At 71.7% G+C, this 16,775-nt stretch carries 14 protein-coding genes; 3 read left to right on the top strand and 11 right to left on the bottom strand.

All coding sequences use genetic code 11. From position 1 onward, the window contains the following. Window positions 1-175 precede the first annotated feature (175 nt). The 9 genes from OG410_RS22520 to OG410_RS22480 all read right to left on the bottom strand — a co-directional run bounded on the left by OG410_RS22520 (window position 176) and on the right by OG410_RS22480 (window position 9,914). Window positions 176-1,759, bottom strand: coding sequence for an MFS transporter (locus OG410_RS22520; protein WP_329300858.1), 1,584 nt, complete (start codon window positions 1,757-1,759; stop codon window positions 176-178). A gap of 116 nt (window positions 1,760-1,875) precedes the next feature. After that, entirely contained in the window at window positions 1,876-2,898 is a 1,023-nt protein-coding gene (fbaA, locus tag OG410_RS22515; RefSeq protein WP_329300857.1) for a class II fructose-bisphosphate aldolase, read from the bottom strand. Between the two features lie 185 nt (window positions 2,899-3,083). Further along, a complete protein-coding gene (gene pyrE, locus OG410_RS22510; protein WP_329300856.1) occupies window positions 3,084-3,632 on the bottom strand; it encodes an orotate phosphoribosyltransferase in 549 nt (182 codons plus the stop codon). A gap of 9 nt (window positions 3,633-3,641) precedes the next feature. After that, entirely contained in the window at window positions 3,642-4,436 is a 795-nt protein-coding gene (locus OG410_RS22505) for an aldose epimerase family protein (protein ID WP_329300855.1), read from the bottom strand. A gap of 56 nt (window positions 4,437-4,492) precedes the next feature. Next, the gene (locus OG410_RS22500) at window positions 4,493-5,608 is read right to left on the bottom strand and encodes a carbon monoxide dehydrogenase (RefSeq protein ID WP_329300854.1); all 1,116 of its coding nucleotides are present in this window, start codon (window positions 5,606-5,608) and stop codon (window positions 4,493-4,495) included. 66 nt (window positions 5,609-5,674) lie between these two features. Next, on the bottom strand, window positions 5,675-7,342 hold the full coding sequence (locus tag OG410_RS22495) for a polyamine aminopropyltransferase (RefSeq protein WP_329300853.1): 1,668 nt from the start codon (window positions 7,340-7,342) through the stop codon (window positions 5,675-5,677). Window positions 7,343-7,673: 331 nt separating this feature from the next. Continuing rightward, window positions 7,674-8,204, bottom strand: coding sequence for a DUF2617 family protein (locus OG410_RS22490; protein WP_329300852.1), 531 nt, complete (start codon window positions 8,202-8,204; stop codon window positions 7,674-7,676). 892 nt (window positions 8,205-9,096) lie between these two features. Beyond that, on the bottom strand, window positions 9,097-9,612 hold the full coding sequence (locus tag OG410_RS22485; RefSeq protein ID WP_329300851.1) for a hypothetical protein: 516 nt from the start codon (window positions 9,610-9,612) through the stop codon (window positions 9,097-9,099). Between the two features lie 140 nt (window positions 9,613-9,752). Further along, window positions 9,753-9,914, bottom strand: a complete 162-nt coding sequence (locus OG410_RS22480; protein ID WP_329300850.1) for a hypothetical protein — start codon at window positions 9,912-9,914, stop codon at window positions 9,753-9,755. Between the two features lie 73 nt (window positions 9,915-9,987). On the opposite strand from OG410_RS22480, the gene OG410_RS22475 reads away from it, so the two are divergent. The 3 genes from OG410_RS22475 to OG410_RS22465 all read left to right on the top strand — a co-directional run bounded on the left by OG410_RS22475 (window position 9,988) and on the right by OG410_RS22465 (window position 13,275). Continuing rightward, window positions 9,988-11,196, top strand: a complete 1,209-nt coding sequence (locus OG410_RS22475) for a pyridoxal phosphate-dependent aminotransferase (protein WP_329300849.1) — start codon at window positions 9,988-9,990, stop codon at window positions 11,194-11,196. A gap of 82 nt (window positions 11,197-11,278) precedes the next feature. Beyond that, window positions 11,279-11,668 carry a hypothetical protein gene (locus OG410_RS22470; RefSeq protein WP_329300848.1) on the top strand — a complete coding sequence of 130 codons (390 nt, stop codon included), beginning with the start codon at window positions 11,279-11,281 and terminating at the stop codon, window positions 11,666-11,668. 407 nt (window positions 11,669-12,075) lie between these two features. Beyond that, on the top strand, window positions 12,076-13,275 hold the full coding sequence (locus tag OG410_RS22465) for a hypothetical protein (RefSeq protein WP_329300847.1): 1,200 nt from the start codon (window positions 12,076-12,078) through the stop codon (window positions 13,273-13,275). A gap of 69 nt (window positions 13,276-13,344) precedes the next feature. Here the strand turns inward: OG410_RS22465 and OG410_RS22460 are convergent, their stop codons facing one another. Next, window positions 13,345-13,887: a YbjN domain-containing protein gene (locus OG410_RS22460; protein ID WP_329300846.1), complete on the bottom strand. Its 543-nt coding sequence runs from the start codon at window positions 13,885-13,887 to the stop codon at window positions 13,345-13,347. 186 nt (window positions 13,888-14,073) lie between these two features. Continuing rightward, complete coding sequence (gene clpB, locus OG410_RS22455) at window positions 14,074-16,686, bottom strand: ATP-dependent chaperone ClpB (protein WP_329300845.1); 2,613 nt, start codon at window positions 16,684-16,686, stop codon at window positions 14,074-14,076. Window positions 16,687-16,775 lie beyond the last annotated feature (89 nt).

Genomic DNA, 16,775 nt, shown 5'->3' with positions numbered 1-16,775 from the left:
GTTCCAGTCTGCTGCATTCTCCGTGATCGGTAACGGTGGCCCATGGCACCCGGGGAAGGATCCGTCCGCGGCCGGACCGCGATCGGTATCCGCCGATCGCGTTCACGCCGAACGGGGTGAACGTCGATCGCGACGGCACCGCCGCGATCACGAAGCCGGACCGGCGCCGGAAGACCTAACGCCCCGGGGATCCCGGCGAGCCCGGGGACTCCTTGGCGCCGAGGACGCCCCGGGAGCGCTCCGGCTCCAGCGGGGGCGCCGTCAGGGAACCGTGCCTGCGGCACTCGGGGCGCAGGCAGCCGGGCGGCGGACGGCGTACGGTCGTGAAGGCCAGTACCGCGCCGACCACCAGCACACCCGCGCACAGCGGCATCGCCCGGCGGAAGGCGGCGTCGAAGGCCGCCGCCGAGCGGTACGCCTCCTCTCCCATCCCGGTGAGCAGCGGCAGCGCGGCCACGGCGAGGAGCCCGGCCACGCGGGCCGCCGCGTTGTTGATCCCGCTGGCCAGACCCGCCCGCCCGGTGTCCACGGAGGCCAGGACGGTCGCGGTCAGCGGCGCGACCAGCGTGACCATGCCGAGCCCCATCACCAGCAGCGCGGGCAGCACGTCGGTCACGTACGACGCGTCCTCGCCGACCCGCAGCATCAGCAGCATGCCCGCCGCGCACAGCAGCGGCCCGACCGTCAGCGGGATGCGCGGGCCGATGCGCTGGGACAGTTCGCCGGAGCGGGCGGAGAAGAGCAGCATCAAGGCGGTGGTCGGCAGCAGTGCCGTGCCGGCCTGGAGCGCCGAGTAGCCCGCCACGACCTGGAGCTGGAGCGCGGTCAGGAAGAAGAAGCCGCCGAAAGCCGCGTACACGCAGAGGGTCACCAGGTTGACGGCCGTGAACTGACGCGAGGCGAAGATGTCCAGGGGCATCATCGGATCGGGCCGCCGCTTCTCGACGTACACGAAGGCCACCCCCGCCGCCACGCCCGTGACCGCGGCCACCCACACGAGCGGAGAACCGCTCCTGGCCTCGATCAGGGCGTAGGTGACCAGGGCGAGCGAGAGCGCGCCGAGGACGGCGCCGAGGACGTCGAAGCCGCGGTGCGACCCGCCTCTCCCGCCCTGGGCCTCCGCCGGGCGGGAGGTTCCGCCGGCCGACTCCGGAACGTGCAGCAGGGCGATCGGGGCGCAGACCAGCGCGACGGGGATGTTCAGCAGGAAGACCCAGCGCCAGCCGGGCCCGTCCACCAGCCAGCCGCCGAGGAACGGCCCGACGGCCGCCCCGACACCCCCGAAGCCCGACCACAGGCCGATGGCACGGGCCCGGTCGTCCGGGTGGAAGGAGGCCTGGATGATCGCCAGCGAGCCGGGGGTGAGCAGCGCCCCTCCGACGCCCTGCAGGACACGGGCGGCGATGAGCACGCCCACGTTCGGCGCGAGCCCGCACAGCAGCGAGGCGGCGGCGAACCACACCACGCCGATGACGAAGATCTTCCGGCGCCCGTAACGGTCCCCGAGCGAGCCGCCCAGCAGGATCAGCCCGGCCAGCGACAGCATGTAGCCGTTCACGGTCCACTGGAGGGCGGAGAGGCTCGCGTCCAGGTCACGGCCGATGGTCGGCAGAGCGACATTGACGACCGTCGAGTCCAGCAAGGCCATGCTGGAGCCGAGGACGGTCGTCAGCAGGATCCACTTCCCCGCAGGGGAGGCGATCCGTACCGCGGGTCTGCCGTCCGACAGGTCCGATGCGTCCCGCGCCGGCACAGTCATACCTCGGAGCATACGGAAGGGCCCGGCACCGTGGGAGGTGCCGGGCCCTTGCGCAGGAATGACTGCCGGCGGACCACCGGAGGACTGCTCGGGCCTACCGGCGGACCATCGGGTGACTACTTGAGGCGGGTGCCCGTGGAACGCAGGGCGGCGCAGGCCTCGGTCACACGCGCGGCCATGCCGGCCTCGGCGAGCTTGCCCCAGGTGCGCGGGTCGTACTTCGACTTGGTGCCGACCTCGCCGTCGACCTTCAGGACACCGTCGTAGTTGCGGAACATGTGGTCCACGACCGGACGGGTGAAGGCGTACTGCGTGTCGGTGTCGAGGTTCATCTTCACGACGCCGTTCTCCAGCGCGGTGGCGATCTCCTCGGCGGTGGAGCCGGAGCCGCCGTGGAAGACGAAGTCGAACGGGCTCGCCTTGCCGTACTTGGCGGCGACACCCTCCTGGAGGTCCTTGAGGAGCTCGGGGCGCAGGACGACGTTGCCCGGCTTGTACACACCGTGCACGTTGCCGAACGACGCGGCGAGCAGGTAGCGGCCCTTGTCGCCCAGGCCGAGGGCCTCGGCGGTGCGCAGCGCGTCGTCGACGGTCGTGTACAGCTCGTCGTTGATCTCGTGGCTGACGCCGTCCTCCTCGCCACCGGTCGGGGTGATCTCGACCTCGAGGATGATCTTCGCGGCAACGGCCTTGGCGAGCAGCTCCTGGCCGATGGCCAGGTTGTCGGCGAGGGTCTCGGCGGAGCCGTCCCACATGTGGGACTGGAACAGCGGGTTCTCGCCCTTGGCGACACGCGCGGCGGAGACGTCGATCAGCGGACGGACGTAGCCGTCCAGCTTGTCCTTGGGACAGTGGTCCGTGTGCAGCGCGACCGTGATGTCGTACTTCGCGGCGACGATGTGCGCGAACTCGGCGAGCGCGACGGCGCCCGTCACCATGTCCTTCTTGTGCTGACCGCCCAGGAACTCCGCACCACCGGTGGAGATCTGGATGATGCCGTCGCTCTCCGCCTCCGCGAAGCCGCGCAGCGCAGCGTGCAGGGTCTGGGACGAGGTCACGTTGATGGCCGGGTAGGCGAACTTGCCTGCCTTCGCCCGGTCGAGCATCTCGTTGTAGACCTCGGGGGTTGCGATGGGCATCTGTCCGCTCCTTGTATGTGCGGGTCTGCGTACTGCTGCTGCGGTACGACGGGACTGGTGCTTATGGCCCTGACCTAGGGGGGCGACGTCATCGTCGGCCCCATCTTTCCAGACATCGCCGGATGCTCCAGACCCCCATCCGACATGCGGGACCCTGCCGTCGGCGGGGCCCCGCGGGAGCTTCGTCAGTCGAGCCCCAACTCGCCCTTGGAGAAGGCGAAGAGGTACGGAACACCGGCGCCGGCCTCGATCTTCTCGGCGGCACCGGTCGCGCGGTCGACGATCGTGGCGACGCCGACGACCTCGGCCCCGGCCTCCCGGACGGCCTGGACGGCCTCCAGCGGGGAGCCGCCCGTCGTCGAGGTGTCCTCGACCACGAGGACACGCCGGCCCTTGATCTCGGGACCCTCGACACGGCGCTGCAGGCCGTGCGCCTTGGCCGCCTTGCGGACGACGAAGGCGTCGAGCCTGCGCCCGCTCGCGGCGGCGGCGTGCAGCATGGCCCCGGCGACCGGGTCGGCGCCCATGGTCAGCCCGCCGACCGCGTCGAAGTCCAGGTCGGCGGTGAGGTCGAGGAGGACCTGCCCGACGAGCGGGGCGGCCTCGCCGTCCAGCGTGATCCGGCGCAGGTCCACGTAGTAGTCGGCCTCAAGACCCGAGGAGAGGGTCACCTTGCCGTGCACCACGGCCTTGTCCTTGATCTGCTGCAGCAGCGCGCCGCGTACGTCACTCATGACGCCAGCTTAGAGCCGCCGCCAGCTCCAGGTCGTGACGGCTTCGAGGGGTTCGATGGGTGTGACCAGCCGGGGGTGGGTGTTGAGCCCGTTCGGCGGACCCGTCTGCGGCTCCACGCACACGGCGGCGTCCTGCTCGTCGTAGACGACGGCCCACTGCTCACGGCTCGCGACCTTCAGCTCCAGCCGCCCCGGCCAGGTGAGCGTGACGTCGACGCCCTCCGGCATGCCGAAGCAGTCGTCCCAGGGGCCGGGCTTCGGGTCGAGGCGGCGGCCGGTGGGCAGGTGGTCGTCGCCCCGCTCCTCCTGCCAGGCGGGCCGGAAATCGATGCGGACGTCCTCGCCGCCGTCTCCCAGGTTCCTGTTGAACCAGGGGTGCCAGCCGATCTGGGCCGGAAACGACTCCCCGTACGTCTCCACCCCCATGGTGATCGCCAGGCTGTCCTCCGTGAGGGTGAACGCCTGGGTGACACGGGCGGGGTGCGGCCAGGGCTCGACCAGGTCGTACGTGATCACGGCGTCGTCCGCGGTGACGCGGGCCGTCCTCCAGGCACCGTCGCGGGCGGTGCCGTGGATGGCGTGCGGCGGGGAGTTGAGCGGCATCTGCCGGACGGCGGCGCCGTCCAGGAACCTGCCGTCACGGATCCGTCCGCACCACGGGACCATCGGGAAGCACCCGAACTTCGCTCCCTGCCGCAGCAGTTCGACGCCGCCGACCCGCAGACTGCCGATCCGGCCGCCGTTACCCGGCGACACGGTCACCTCCGCGTCACCCGCGGTCAGCGTGATGTCTTCGTTACTCACGGAGCCGACCCTACTGGGGCGGGAGCGCTGTGCGCCTTCCCGCCCTCGGAACCGGCTCAACGACGCTTACGCAGCACCCGGGTCAGGGCGATCGCCGAGGCCAGCGCCAGGGCCGCCGCGGGAGCCGCCCAGCGCAGGGTGTCGCGTGCGGCGGTGGCCTCCGGGGGCGGGACGGGGGCGTAGCGGCCACGCGGAGGGGCGTGGTCGACCTCCTCCGCGCTCCGCCCGATCATCGTCCGCCGCGCGTGCGCCGCCTCGGCCATGGCGTCCGCCCGCCCCGGTCCCCTGGCCTCCGCCTCCGCCTCCGCCACGAAGTCCTCCCCGCCGAACTCGTCGTCCTCGCCCGACGAATCGAACGAGGAGGACGTCACGTCCGCCTCGAACCCGGGAACCGCCTCGCCCTCGGCGTCGGCTTCGAGACCGGCTTCCGGTTCAGCTTCGGTTTCGGGACCGGCTTCGGTTTCGGCTTCGGCTTCGGCTTCGGCTTCGGGTGCAGGTTCGGGTGCAGGTTCGCGTTCCGATCCGGCCGCGGGGGCGTTTCCGGCTGACGGACCGGTTTCGGATTCGGCTCGATGACCGGACTCGGCGGCTCCGTGTGTGGGCTCGGCTCCGTGTGCGGGCTCGGAGCCGGGCCGTGACGCGAGGTCCGTGGTCAGGGCTTCGCCGAAGCGGGTCAGCAGGCGCGCGCCCGTCGACGTCACCGCGTCGCGCGGGAGTTCCGCCAGGCGGCCGTCGCCGGAGGCCGTGCCGCCGAACGCGAGGGTGGTACCGCCCTCGGCGGGGAGAAGCCGCAGGGTCAGCGCCAGTTTCACGGCACCGGCGCCGCGCACCTCCGTGGCGTCGCCCTCGACGGCGTACGAGCCGTCGGCCTGGGAGGTGACACAGAAGGCGCCGCGATAGGTGATCGTGTGGCCGGCGACGCGCACCTTCAGCCGCCCGGCGACCCGCGCGACCCCCGCGTCCCGCCCGTGCCCGGCAGCCGCGGACCCGCCGGCGGCGTCCTGCCCGGCCCCGGAGCCGGGTGACGAGCCCCCGTCCGTCTCCGCCACGCTGTCGGTGACGGCCGACGCGTCCTGCTGGAGACCGGGGACCGCGCGGGCGACCCGGACGGGATCGGCCAGCGCCTCTCTCAGCCGCCGGGCCGGAAACGGAACGAACACCTCATGCTCCATGTCAGCCGAGCCTACCCAGCACGAACCGGACCGCACCCGCGTATCACGGGATTCCCGGCCCTCCCCTCAGTCGGTGTACCGCGGATGCACCAGCGTGGAGGGCGGGGGCGAAGGGTGGTCGCGACCGCGGGAGGCGGCGCGCGCGTCCGCCGTCAGGGCCGCCTGGGTGAGGGTGCGCAGCCGCGGACAGGACGAGTCCAGCCGCAGGGGCGCGGGCGCGCGGAAGGCGAGGAGGAAACCCCAGTCGCCCACGGATCCCGCCGCGCCTCCCGGCCCCGTGACCCGACCGGCGTGGCGGCCGGGCCGGGCCGCGAAGCCGGAGTCCCGGCCGCCGACACGGTAGGGCCTGGTGAACAGGCCCGCCGCACGGATCGTCGCGTCGACCGTCCAGAAGGCCCGGTGCCGGCCGGACAGCGGCCCCGCGTGGACCACGAGACGTCCGCCGGGGGCGAGCACGCGGCGCACGAGGCCGTAGAACTCCTGCGAGTACAGCTTGGTGGCGGCGGTGACGCACGGGTCGGGCAGGTCCGAGATGACGACGTCGTACGTCGACCGCGCGTGGCGCAGCCGGCTGAAGGCGTCCGCCGTCACCTCGTGGACCCGGGGGTCGTCGTACGCATGGCGGTTGAGGGCGGACAGCGCGGCGTCGTGGCGTGCGAGCCGGACCACGTCCGCGTCGGGTTCGACGATGTCGACGCGGCGCACACCGGGGTGGCGCAGCACCTCGCGGGCGGCGAGGCCGTCACCGCCGCCGAGGATGAGCACGCGCGCGTGCGGTCCGTTCATCGCGGGGTGGACGAGCGCCTCGTGGTAGCGGCGTTCGTCGCGACCGCTGAAGCGCAGTCGGCCGTCGAGGAAGAAGCGGAGCGGACGGCCGTGGGTGCCTCCGGTGAGGACGGCCTCCTGGACGCCGGTGCGGAGCGCGACGCGGGCGTCCGCCCCGTACAGGGCGTGCCGCGCGGCCCGTTCGAAGTCGCCGACCAGCATCGCTGCGGAGGCGAGGAGGCCGAGCACGACGACGTTGGCCACGATCAGGGTCCAGCGTGCCCGGCGGGTCAGGTCGTTCCGGAACAGCCCGAGGACGAGGGCGCCGCCGGCGATCACGTTCACCGCTCCGGTCAGCAGCGCGCCCGTCAGCTGGCCGAGCTGGGGCAGCAGCAGGAACGGGAAGGCGAGGCCGCCGAAGAGGGCGCCCACGTAGTCCGCCGCGAACAGGTCCGCGACCGCGCCGCCGGGGTCCTGGCGGCGGATGCGTTGTATCAGCTCCATGAGCAGCGGGACCTCGGCGCCGATGAGCAGGCCGATGGTGAGTGAGAAGACCACCAGCAGACAGCGGGGCCCGTCCGCCCACAGGCCGCCCCATCCGCCCGTCCAGGCGAACACCGCGTACAGCGCCATCGCACTGAATCCGCCGACGAGGGCGAGCGCCGCCTCGATGGCGCCGAACCCGGCCGCGGCGCACGGGCGCAGCCGCTTCGCCGCGAGGGAACCGACACCCATGGCGAACACCATGACGGACAGGACGACGGACGCCTGGGTGACCGAGTCGCCGATCAAGTACGAGGCGAGGGCGACCAGTTCGAGCTCGTACACGAGTCCGCAGGCCGCGCAGACGAACACTCCCGCCAGGACCAGGAACCTGCCGATGCCCGGCCGGACGGGCAGCCGCGCCTGGCCCTGGACGCCCCAGGGCGGCGGCGCGCCGGGTGGGGCTGGCGCGTGCGGTTCGATCACGCCGTGAACGCTACGTCACGCCGCCACTACGTCACGTCACCCACACGTGTGGAAACCCTTGCTCTTCCTGGTGTACGGAGTTGACCTGGGCATCTTCCCGGCACACGGCCCCCGAACCGCGGATCGCCGCCGAGCCGCCCCTGTCCCCGAACCGCGGGTCGGCGCCGGGGCCGCCCCCGCTCCCGGAGCCCGGGTCGGCGCCGGACACACCCCCTATGCCCGCCCGCACCGCACCGCACCGCACCGCACTGCACCGCACCGCACCGCACCGCACCGGCCTGCCCCGCCCCCGCGCCGGACACCTTCACGTGTCCGTTCGCGCGCCGCGCCGTCAGACGCCGGACGCGCTGAGGGCTCCCTTCCGTACGCCGACTCGCGTACGCGTCGCCACCAACTGGCCGTCCTGCGGGTACGCGTGCCACGTACGCCAGTGGACCTGGCCCTCATGACGCTGGGCGAGCATCGCCGTGAACGCGTGCGGGCTGCCGGGAAAGACGCCGGCCAGACCCTGGGGGTGGTCGGAGACGAGGGCCAGCAACTCCTGGGCGCGGCCCGCGAAGGAGCCGGGCGACATGATCTCGACACGGGCCGCGAACTCGTACTCCCAGTCGCCGAACCTCTTCGCGACGCCGAGCGGCAGGGGCGTGCTGCTGCCCGCGATACAGGCGACGGTCTCCGAACAACTGCCCCGCTTCTCCTCCAGAAGGACCTGGTGGGACGCGCCGAGAAGTCTCAACTGGAGTTTCGCCCCGGCGAGTTCGAGATCGAGGGTGGCGAGTGCCGGCAGCGGTTCGCGGCCCAGAGCCCAGGCGAGATCGGCCGCGCGCGTGTCGGTGTACGAGGTTTTCAGGGTCGTGAGCATGGGTCGGCTCCGCTAGCACGCAAAGGTGAGGTGGGATTCCTGCGCACCCGGTCAGCACCGGGGGAACGGCCCGGGCGGCCCGGCCGGAAGGACATCCGGCGGACGCGTCCGATACGACCATCCGATGGACTTCCGAGGCCTGTCGGCCCAGGGCTGCTTGGTGATGCACCAGGGCCGCTTTGGTGGTTTAGAGGGAATCATGAACTGTGGTGCCGCCACAGCGTTTTTACCCAACTTCGTGGGGTTTCCATCCCCCCGAGGGCTCCACAGCTCAACTGTTCAACGACGACGTGCGCCCGGCGCACGAACGCGCCCGTCGGCAGTCACCGGCCGACGGGCACCTTCGTACTCGGTTGCGGTTCCCGCCAGGAGCGCGGCCGCCCCGTCAGCCGCTTCCGCCGCATCCGCCTCCGCCGCCGCACGAGGACCCGCCTCCGCAGGACGAGCCTCCGCACGACGAGTTGCCTCCGCAGGAGTGACCGCCCGAGGAATCGCCGGACGAACAGGAGGACGCGGCACCGCCCGCGCCGCCGGCCCACCAGCTGCTACCGCTGCCACCGGAGCGCCGTCCCCTCCTGACCCCGGCCGCACCCCTGGAAGGGCGCCCTCGCCTCCTGCTCCCGCCGGCGACCCCCATGATCACAACGAGCAGGACGACCGCCAGGATGATGCCGATGAGCATGGCGTCACCCTCCTTTCGTTCCCCCGAAACAGCCCCCCGTGGGCCGTGCTTCTCGGTTCCGGTCTTGCGTGACAGGGGGATGCCCCCACGCCGCGCGACGCAAAGCAGAGTTGAGGAACTCCAGAGCATGTAAATGTGGGGATGCCCCCTGACCTGCGCGTCGGAAGCGCTCCCGGCTGTCGGGCATCGGACGGGCGGAGACCCGCAGCGTCAACGCCGGGTCGGCGTGCCGCTTCCGGGAGGCGGAACGGGAACCCAGTCGGTGCCGCGGTGCGCCAGCCACCACTGGCCGATGACGTGGAACTTCTCCTCGAAGCGGCGGTCCTGTTGGAGGAATCCGGTGAACGGTGCCCGGAGTCGGGTGCGGCGGCCGTCGGCCTCGTACAGCGCGACGACCCGGCCACCCATGACCTGCTCGACGCGGACATCCTGTACGGATGCCCACAGGATGGTGCGGCGGCGGAGGCCGTGCACCCGGGCGGCCGACGGCTTCAACGTGATCCCGAAGAACGAACTCGCCACCGCCAGCGTCAACACCAACACGATCAGCAGGGAATGGAACCACACGTCGAACGCCGGCTTGGGGACAGGGCTGACCACCCGCATGAAGGCGTCGAACCCCAGGGCCATGGTCATGGGGAGCAAGGGCAGCACCCGTTGCCAGACGCTGGGCCGGAAGCGGATCTCCTCCGGGGCCGGGGCCCCGCTCACCTGGGATTCCGTCATGTCCGTCCCGTCTCCCCCGGCCGTACGCGGCCGGTCTGCGCATGCTGGCCCGCGCAGCATGGCAGACGGTCACGGCATGGCCGGAGGCACCCCGGCATCCCGCTGTGTGTAGGGAACGGGCCGGGGTTACCAGCCTTTGATCATCGAGCTGCTCTCTCGCGTTGCTCAAGCCATTCGAGGTACCAGCTGCGGAAGGTGTGACGGTTTCCGTCCGCGTCGACGTACGGCTCGAAGGGCGGGTTGTCCGCGCAGTCCCGGTCGCGGAGTTCCCCGCGGTGCGGGCCGACGACGAGCACGGACACCGGTCCCCGCCGCTGACATCCGGCCTCGTCACTCAGGACGCGAAGTTGAGGAACACCGGAGCCTGGGCGCAGGATGGCCGGCATGACCTCCAGCGCGCGCCCCTTTCTGAACCGCCGGCTCGCCGAGTTCGGGACGACGATCTTCGCCGAGATGTCCGCCCTGGCGATGAGCACCGGCTCGATCAACCTCGGACAGGGCTTCCCGGACACGGACGGTCCCGAGGAGATCCGGGAGGCGGCCGTCCGCGCACTGCGGGACGGACGCGGCAACCAGTACCCGCCGGGTCCGGGCGTCCCCGAGCTGCGCACCGCGATCGCCTCGCACCAGAAGCGCCTCTACGGCCTGTCGTACGACCCCGACACCGAGGTCCTGGTGACGGCGGGCGCGACCGAGGCCATCGCCGCCGCCCTGCTCGCGCTCCTGGAGCCCGGCGACGAGGTGATCGCCCTGGAGCCGTACTACGACTCGTACGCGGCCTCGATCGCCATGGCGGGCGGGACGCGCGTGCCCGTGACGCTGCGGCCCGACGAGGCCGACGGGGACGGCCACCGGCGTTTCCGGCTCGACCTCGACGAGCTGCGCGACGCGGTCACCGAGCGGACCCGGCTGCTGCTGATCAACACCCCGCACAACCCGACCGGCACCGTCCTCACGCGCGCGGAGCTGACGGAGATCGCGCGGATCGCCGTCGAGCGGGATCTGCTCGTGGTGACGGACGAGGTCTACGAACACCTCGTCTTCGACGACGCCGAGCACATCCCCCTGGCGACCCTGCCGGGCATGCGCGAGCGGACGGTCACCATCGGCAGCGCGGGCAAGACCTTCTCGTTCACCGGCTGGAAGGTGGGCTGGGTGACCGCGCCGCCGGCCCTGGTCAGCGCCGTACGGTCGGCGAAGCAGTTCCTGACGTACGTGGCGTCGGGGCCGTTCCAGTACGCCGTCGCCGAGGCGCTCGCGCTGCCGGACACGTACTTCGAGGACTTCCGCGCGGACATGCTGCGCAAGCGCGACGTGCTGGCGGCGGGCCTCGCCGACGCGGGCTTCGCGGTCTACCGGCCGCGGGGGACGTACTTCATCACCACCGACATCCGGCCGCTCGGCGAGAGCGACGGTTTCGCGTTCTGCCGTGCCCTGCCCGAGCGAGCCGGCGTCGTGGCCATCCCCAACGCCGTCTTCTACGACCACCGCGAGGCGGGCGCGCCCTTCGTACGGTTCGCGTTCTGCAAGCGGACCAGTGTGCTGGAGAAGGCCGCTTCCCGGCTCAGGGCATTGGCCGATTGACAGCCGCCAAGCGGGACAACATCCCGCGCGAGGCCCGAATCGCGTCGTGGCGCGTGGAGGACGCACGAACTACGGTGGCGCGATGGACGGACGGGCGCGACTGCTGACGCTGGGCTGCACGACCGGGTGGGGCGACTGGATCCATGGGGAGCTCTGGCTGCTCCCGTCGTCCTTGGTCCGCCGACGGCTCGGGTTCACCGCCACCGTGGCGAACGGTAAGGGGCCCACGGTGGTCGTACCGTTGCCGGAGGCCGACGTGGCCCCGGGTGCCACCGAGCAGATCCTGGCGGAGCACCGGACCAACAAGGTGATCCCGTTGGCCGGCATCGCCTCCGCCCATCTCCGTCGCGGGATAACCGCCGACCGCCTCACCCTGCGCATGCAGGACGGATCGCAGCACAAACTCCTCTGGCTTCCGACAGACCCCGCGTACGCGGTGTTCGCTCAAGAACTCGCCCCCTGGCTCCGCTGACGCGCCGACGCGGGCCTCGCGGTCGCCCGGGTGCGGGGCGACGTCCGATATCGCCGACCTGAGGACGGTTCTGCGGCAACAGTGATCCACTTGCAACCCGGCAAAGGTCCCGGAGCGACCTCTCGGCGGATGCCCCTGGCCGGGAAGGTCCGGTCGCAGCGTCCCCCGCCACCACGGAGCGGGCCCACAGCCCGGCCCCACAGCCCGGCCCCTGAGCAACCCCGCAAAGGTCCCGGAGCAGCCTCCCGGCAGATGCCTCCGGCCGGGCCGTTCAGCACCGTCGGCGCCCCGCGGCACTAGCATCGTCCGCATCCCGCGCGCGGGCGGCGCGCCGGAGGCCTCGCAACGGAACCCGCACGGACGAGCAACGCTCGCGAATGCCCCGTGGGGAACGCACAGTTCGGGGTGTGACCCACCCGAGTACCCTCGCTCGCCCCGCTCCTCCGGAGCCCGGCGACCGTGCCGTCCGCCCGTCCCGCGCCGCACGCAGTCTGCCGTCCGCCGCGATCACGGCGCTCGGGCTGTTCGCCGCCGCACGCCTGGCCGGCCTGCTCGTGCTCGCCGGGACGGCCTGGGCCACCGGCAGGCACCCGGTCGCCCTGCTCGCGCGGTCCTGGGACTCGGCCTGGTATCTGGGAATCGCCGCGCACGGATACGGCAGGACGCTCCACTTCCGTCCCACGGTCGTCCACAGCGACCTCGCGTTCTTTCCGCTCTACCCCGCCCTCGTACGGGCCGTCACCGCGCTGACACCGCTGACCGGGGGCTCGGCGGGGCTGCTGGTCTCCTGGGCCGCGGCGGCCGCCGCCGCGTGCGGGGTGTACGCGATCGGAGCCCGGCTGCACGGCCGGGCGGTCGGTACGGCGCTGGTGGTGCTGTGGGGGCTGCTGCCGCACTCGGTGGTGCTGTCGATGGCGTACACCGAGCCCGTGCTGACCGCGTTCGCCGCCTGGTCGCTGTACGCGGTGCTCGACGGGCGCTGGCTGTGGGCCGGCTCGCTGGCCGCGCTCGCGGGGCTGACCAGGCCGAACGGCTTCGCGGTGGCCGCGGCGGTCCTCGTGGCGGCGGCGCAGGAGATCTGGCGGAGCCGCGGAAAAGTTTCCCACAGGGTGTGGACGGGTGCCGCGCTCGCGCCGGCCGGCTGGACCGGCTACGTGCTGTGGGTGGGACACCGCGAGGGCGACTGGCTCGGCGGCTACTTCCAGGTGCAGCGGCTGTGGGGCTCGCGCTTCGACCTCGGCGAGGGGTCGCTCCGTTTCGCCAAGCACCTGCTGCTCCACGGGGACCGGTTCGTGTTCCCCATGACGATGGTGATCGTCGCCGCGGCCGTGCTCCTGTACACGCTGCTGATCGCGGACCGGGCGCCGCTGCCGCTGCTCGTCCACAGCGGCATCCTGCTACTCATCGCCGTGGGCGGCTCGGGATTCTTCGAGTCGAAGCCGCGGTTCCTGATCCCGGCGTTCCCGCTGCTGCTGCCGCTGGCCCGCGCCCTGGTGCGAACGGCGAGAGCCCGCCCCTGGCACGCGACCCTGGTGGTCGGCGCCCTGGCCGGGCTCTCGTTCGCCTACGGCGCGTATCTGGTCGTGATCGCGCACACCCCGCTCTAGGACCTGTCCCGGAGGGGACCTGTCCCAGGGGCCGGTGCGCGCGGGAGGAGCGCCGCTGCGAGGTCGGGCCTACTCGTCTTCGGCTTCGCCGTCGTCCTCGGGCTTCTCCGCCTCGTTGATCTCCTGCTCGAGGCCGAGCTGCTCGACGAGCCACTTGTCGAACTCGATGGCGGCGCGCACCCAGCTGACCGTGGAGGACACGAAGTGCTCCAGGCTGACGCCGGTGCCGATCAGCATCTGCGCCTCGCCGATCAGGCGGACGGTGCCGTCGTCGTGGGTGTGGCTGTAGACCTTGGGCCACAGCGTGCGGCGGTTCCAGTCGTCGATCGACTCGAGGAGTGCGTGCTTCTCGTCGAGCTGGTGCGGCCGGTCGTAGAACGTCCGAACCGAGAAGACCTGCTGGTCACCCTCGCCGCGGAACATGAAGTACGTACGGAATTCCTCCCACGGCGCCGCGAGGTCACCCTCGTCGTCGACGACGTACTTCAGCTCCATCTGCTCCAGAAGCTGCTTCACGAGGTCCTGATCCGGGACCACGGGGCCCGCGGGGCCGCCGGGCTGCGGCTCGGGCTGGCCCCCGAAATTCGGAATCGAGGACGGGTCGATGCTCACCGTGTATTTCCCTTCGTACGGATGCTGCCATCCTCTCTCATGCGGGGCGGGGGGTGGCAACCTCTGGCGGGCCCTGTCCGCCGGGGGCTGACAAGATCCGGTCACGTACGGGCCTCGGACCGGCAAAGGAAGAGGGCCCACGGCACGTGTGCCGGGGCCCCCTCCCCCGCCGGGTTCCGGAGCCGGCTACAGCGTCTTACCCGTGGCCGGCCCCACGATCAGGCCGTCGCCGAAGGCGTCCACGCGGACCGTGTCGCCGTCCGTGACCTCGCCCGCCAGGATCTCCTTGGCCAGCCGGTCGCCGATGGCGGTCTGGACGAGGCGCCGCAGCGGGCGCGCTCCGTACGCCGGGTCGTTGCCCTCCTCGGCGAGCCAGGCCAGCGCCGCGTCGGTGACCTCCAGGGTGAGCCGGCGCTCGGCGAGCCGCTTGGCCAGGCGGTCGATCTGGAGCCGGGCGATGCGCTCCAGCTCCCGCTGGTCGAGCGCGGAGAAGACGACGAGGTCGTCCAGCCGGTTCAGGAACTCCGGCTTGAAGGAGGCGCGGACGACGTCCAGAACCTGCCCCTTCCTGTCCTCCTCGGAGGACAGCGGATCGGCGAGGCTCTGCCCGCCCAGGAACTGACTGCCCAGGTTCGAGGTGAGGATCAGGATGGTGTTGCGGAAGTCGACCGTCCGCCCCTGACCGTCCGTCAGCCGCCCGTCGTCCAGCACCTGGAGCAGGATGTCGAAGACCTCGGGGTGCGCCTTCTCCACCTCGTCGAGCAGGATCACGCTGTACGGGCGACGGCGCACGGCCTCGGTGAGCTGGCCGCCCTCCTCGTAGCCGATGTACCCGGGCGGCGCGCCGACCAGCCGGGCCACGCTGTGCTTCTCGCCGTACTCCGACATGTCGATGCGGATCATCGCCCGCTCGTCGTCGAAGAGGAAGTCGGCGAGGGCCTTGGCGAGTTCGGTCTTGCCGACGCCGGTCGGGCCGAGGAAGAGGAAGGAGCCGGTGGGCCGGTCCGGGTCGGCGATCCCGGCGCGGGTGCGGCGCACGGCGTCGGACACCGCCCCCACGGCCTCGGTCTGGCCGATCAGCCGGCGGCCCAGCTCCTCCTCCATGCGCAGCAGCTTCTGCGTCTCGCCCTCCAGGAGGCGGCCGGCGGGGATGCCGGTCCAGGCGCCGACGACGTCGGCGATGTCGTCCGGTCCGACCTCGTCCTTCACCATGGTGTCCTTGGCGACCTCCTCCTCGGCCTGCGAGGCTTCCTCCAAGTCCCTTTCCAGGGTGGGGATCTCGCCGTAGAGCAGCTTGGAGGCGGTGTCGAAGTCGCCGTCCCGCTGCGCGCGTTCGGCCTGGCCGCGCAGTTCGTCGAGCTTCTCCTTCAGCTCACCGACACGGTTGAGGGACTGCTTCTCCTTCTCCCAGCGGGCGTTGAGACCGCGCAGCTCCTCCTCCTTGTCGGCGAGGTCGCGGCGCAGCCGGTCCAGGCGCTCCCTGCTGGCGGCGTCCGTCTCCTTGCCGATCGCGAGCTCCTCCATCTTCAGCCGGTCGACGACCCGCTGGAGCTCGTCGATCTCGACCGGGGAGGAGTCGATCTCCATGCGCAGCCGTGAGGCCGCCTCGTCGACGAGGTCGATGGCCTTGTCGGGAAGGAAGCGGGAGGTGATGTAGCGGTCGGACAGGGTGGCCGCGGCGACCAGCGCGCTGTCGGCGATCTGGACCTTGTGGTGGGCCTCGTAGCGTCCCTTGAGTCCGCGCAGGATGGCGATGGTGTCCTCGACCGTCGGCTCGGCGACCAGCACCTGCTGGAAGCGCCGCTCCAGCGCCGGGTCCTTCTCGATCCGCTCGCGGTACTCGTCGAGGGTGGTGGCGCCGACCATGCGCAGCTCACCGCGGGCGAGCATGGGCTTGAGCATGTTGCCGGCGTCCATCGCGGAGTCGCCGCCCGCGCCGGCGCCCACGACGGTGTGCAGCTCGTCGATGAAGGTGATGATCTGCCCGTCGGAGTTCTTGATCTCCGCGAGCACGGTCTTCAGGCGCTCCTCGAACTCGCCCCGGTACTTCGCGCCGGCCACCATCGCGCCCAGGTCGAGCGAGACGAGCCGCTTGTTCTTCAGGGACTCGGGGACGTCGCCCTTCACGATCCGCTGCGCGAGCCCCTCGACGACGGCGGTCTTGCCGACGCCGGGCTCGCCGATGAGGACGGGGTTGTTCTTCGTACGGCGGGACAGGACCTGCACCACCCGGCGGATCTCGTGGTCCCGGCCGATGACGGGGTCGAGCCTGCCCTCACGCGCCGCGGCGGTGAAGTCCGTGCCGAACTTTTCGAGCGCCTTGTACTGGCCCTCGGGATCCGCGGTCGTCACCCGGCGCCCTCCCCGTGTCTTCTGGAACGCGTCCAGCAGCTTCTTCGCACCGGCGCCCTGCTGGGAGAGTACGTCGGCGACCGCTCCGCCCTTCGCGGCGATACCGATGAGCAGGTGCTCGGTGGAGATGAACTCGTCGCCCAGCTCCTTGGCGCGCTCGGCGGCGTCCGCGATGACCGCGAGCACCTCACGGTTCGGCTGCGGGGGCGCGACGGTGGAGCCGGTCACGCTGGGCAGACCGGCGAGCACGCGCTCGGCACCGGAGCGGACCGCGGCCTGATCGGCGTCCACGGCCGCCAGCAGATCGATGATGTTCTCGTTGTCCTGCCCCTCGAGCAGAGCGAGCAGCAGGTGGGCGGGGGTGAGGTCCGGGTGCCCCTCCCGCACGGCCCGGTTACTGGCCGCGTTGATCGCGTCCCGGCTCCTGTTGGTCAGCTCGGCGTCCACGTTCGCGTTCTCCTCCTCCTGGCGTCCTGACGGTTCCCTGACTCATCCAGCGTACACAAAGTTGAGTCTATTCCACTCAAGGCTGCAAG

Source organism: Streptomyces sp. NBC_00659 (assembly GCF_036226925.1).
Lineage (GTDB): Bacteria > Actinomycetota > Actinomycetes > Streptomycetales > Streptomycetaceae > Streptomyces.
The sequence above is the reverse complement of the archived record's forward strand: the minus strand, read 5'-3'. Positions and strand labels throughout refer to the sequence as shown.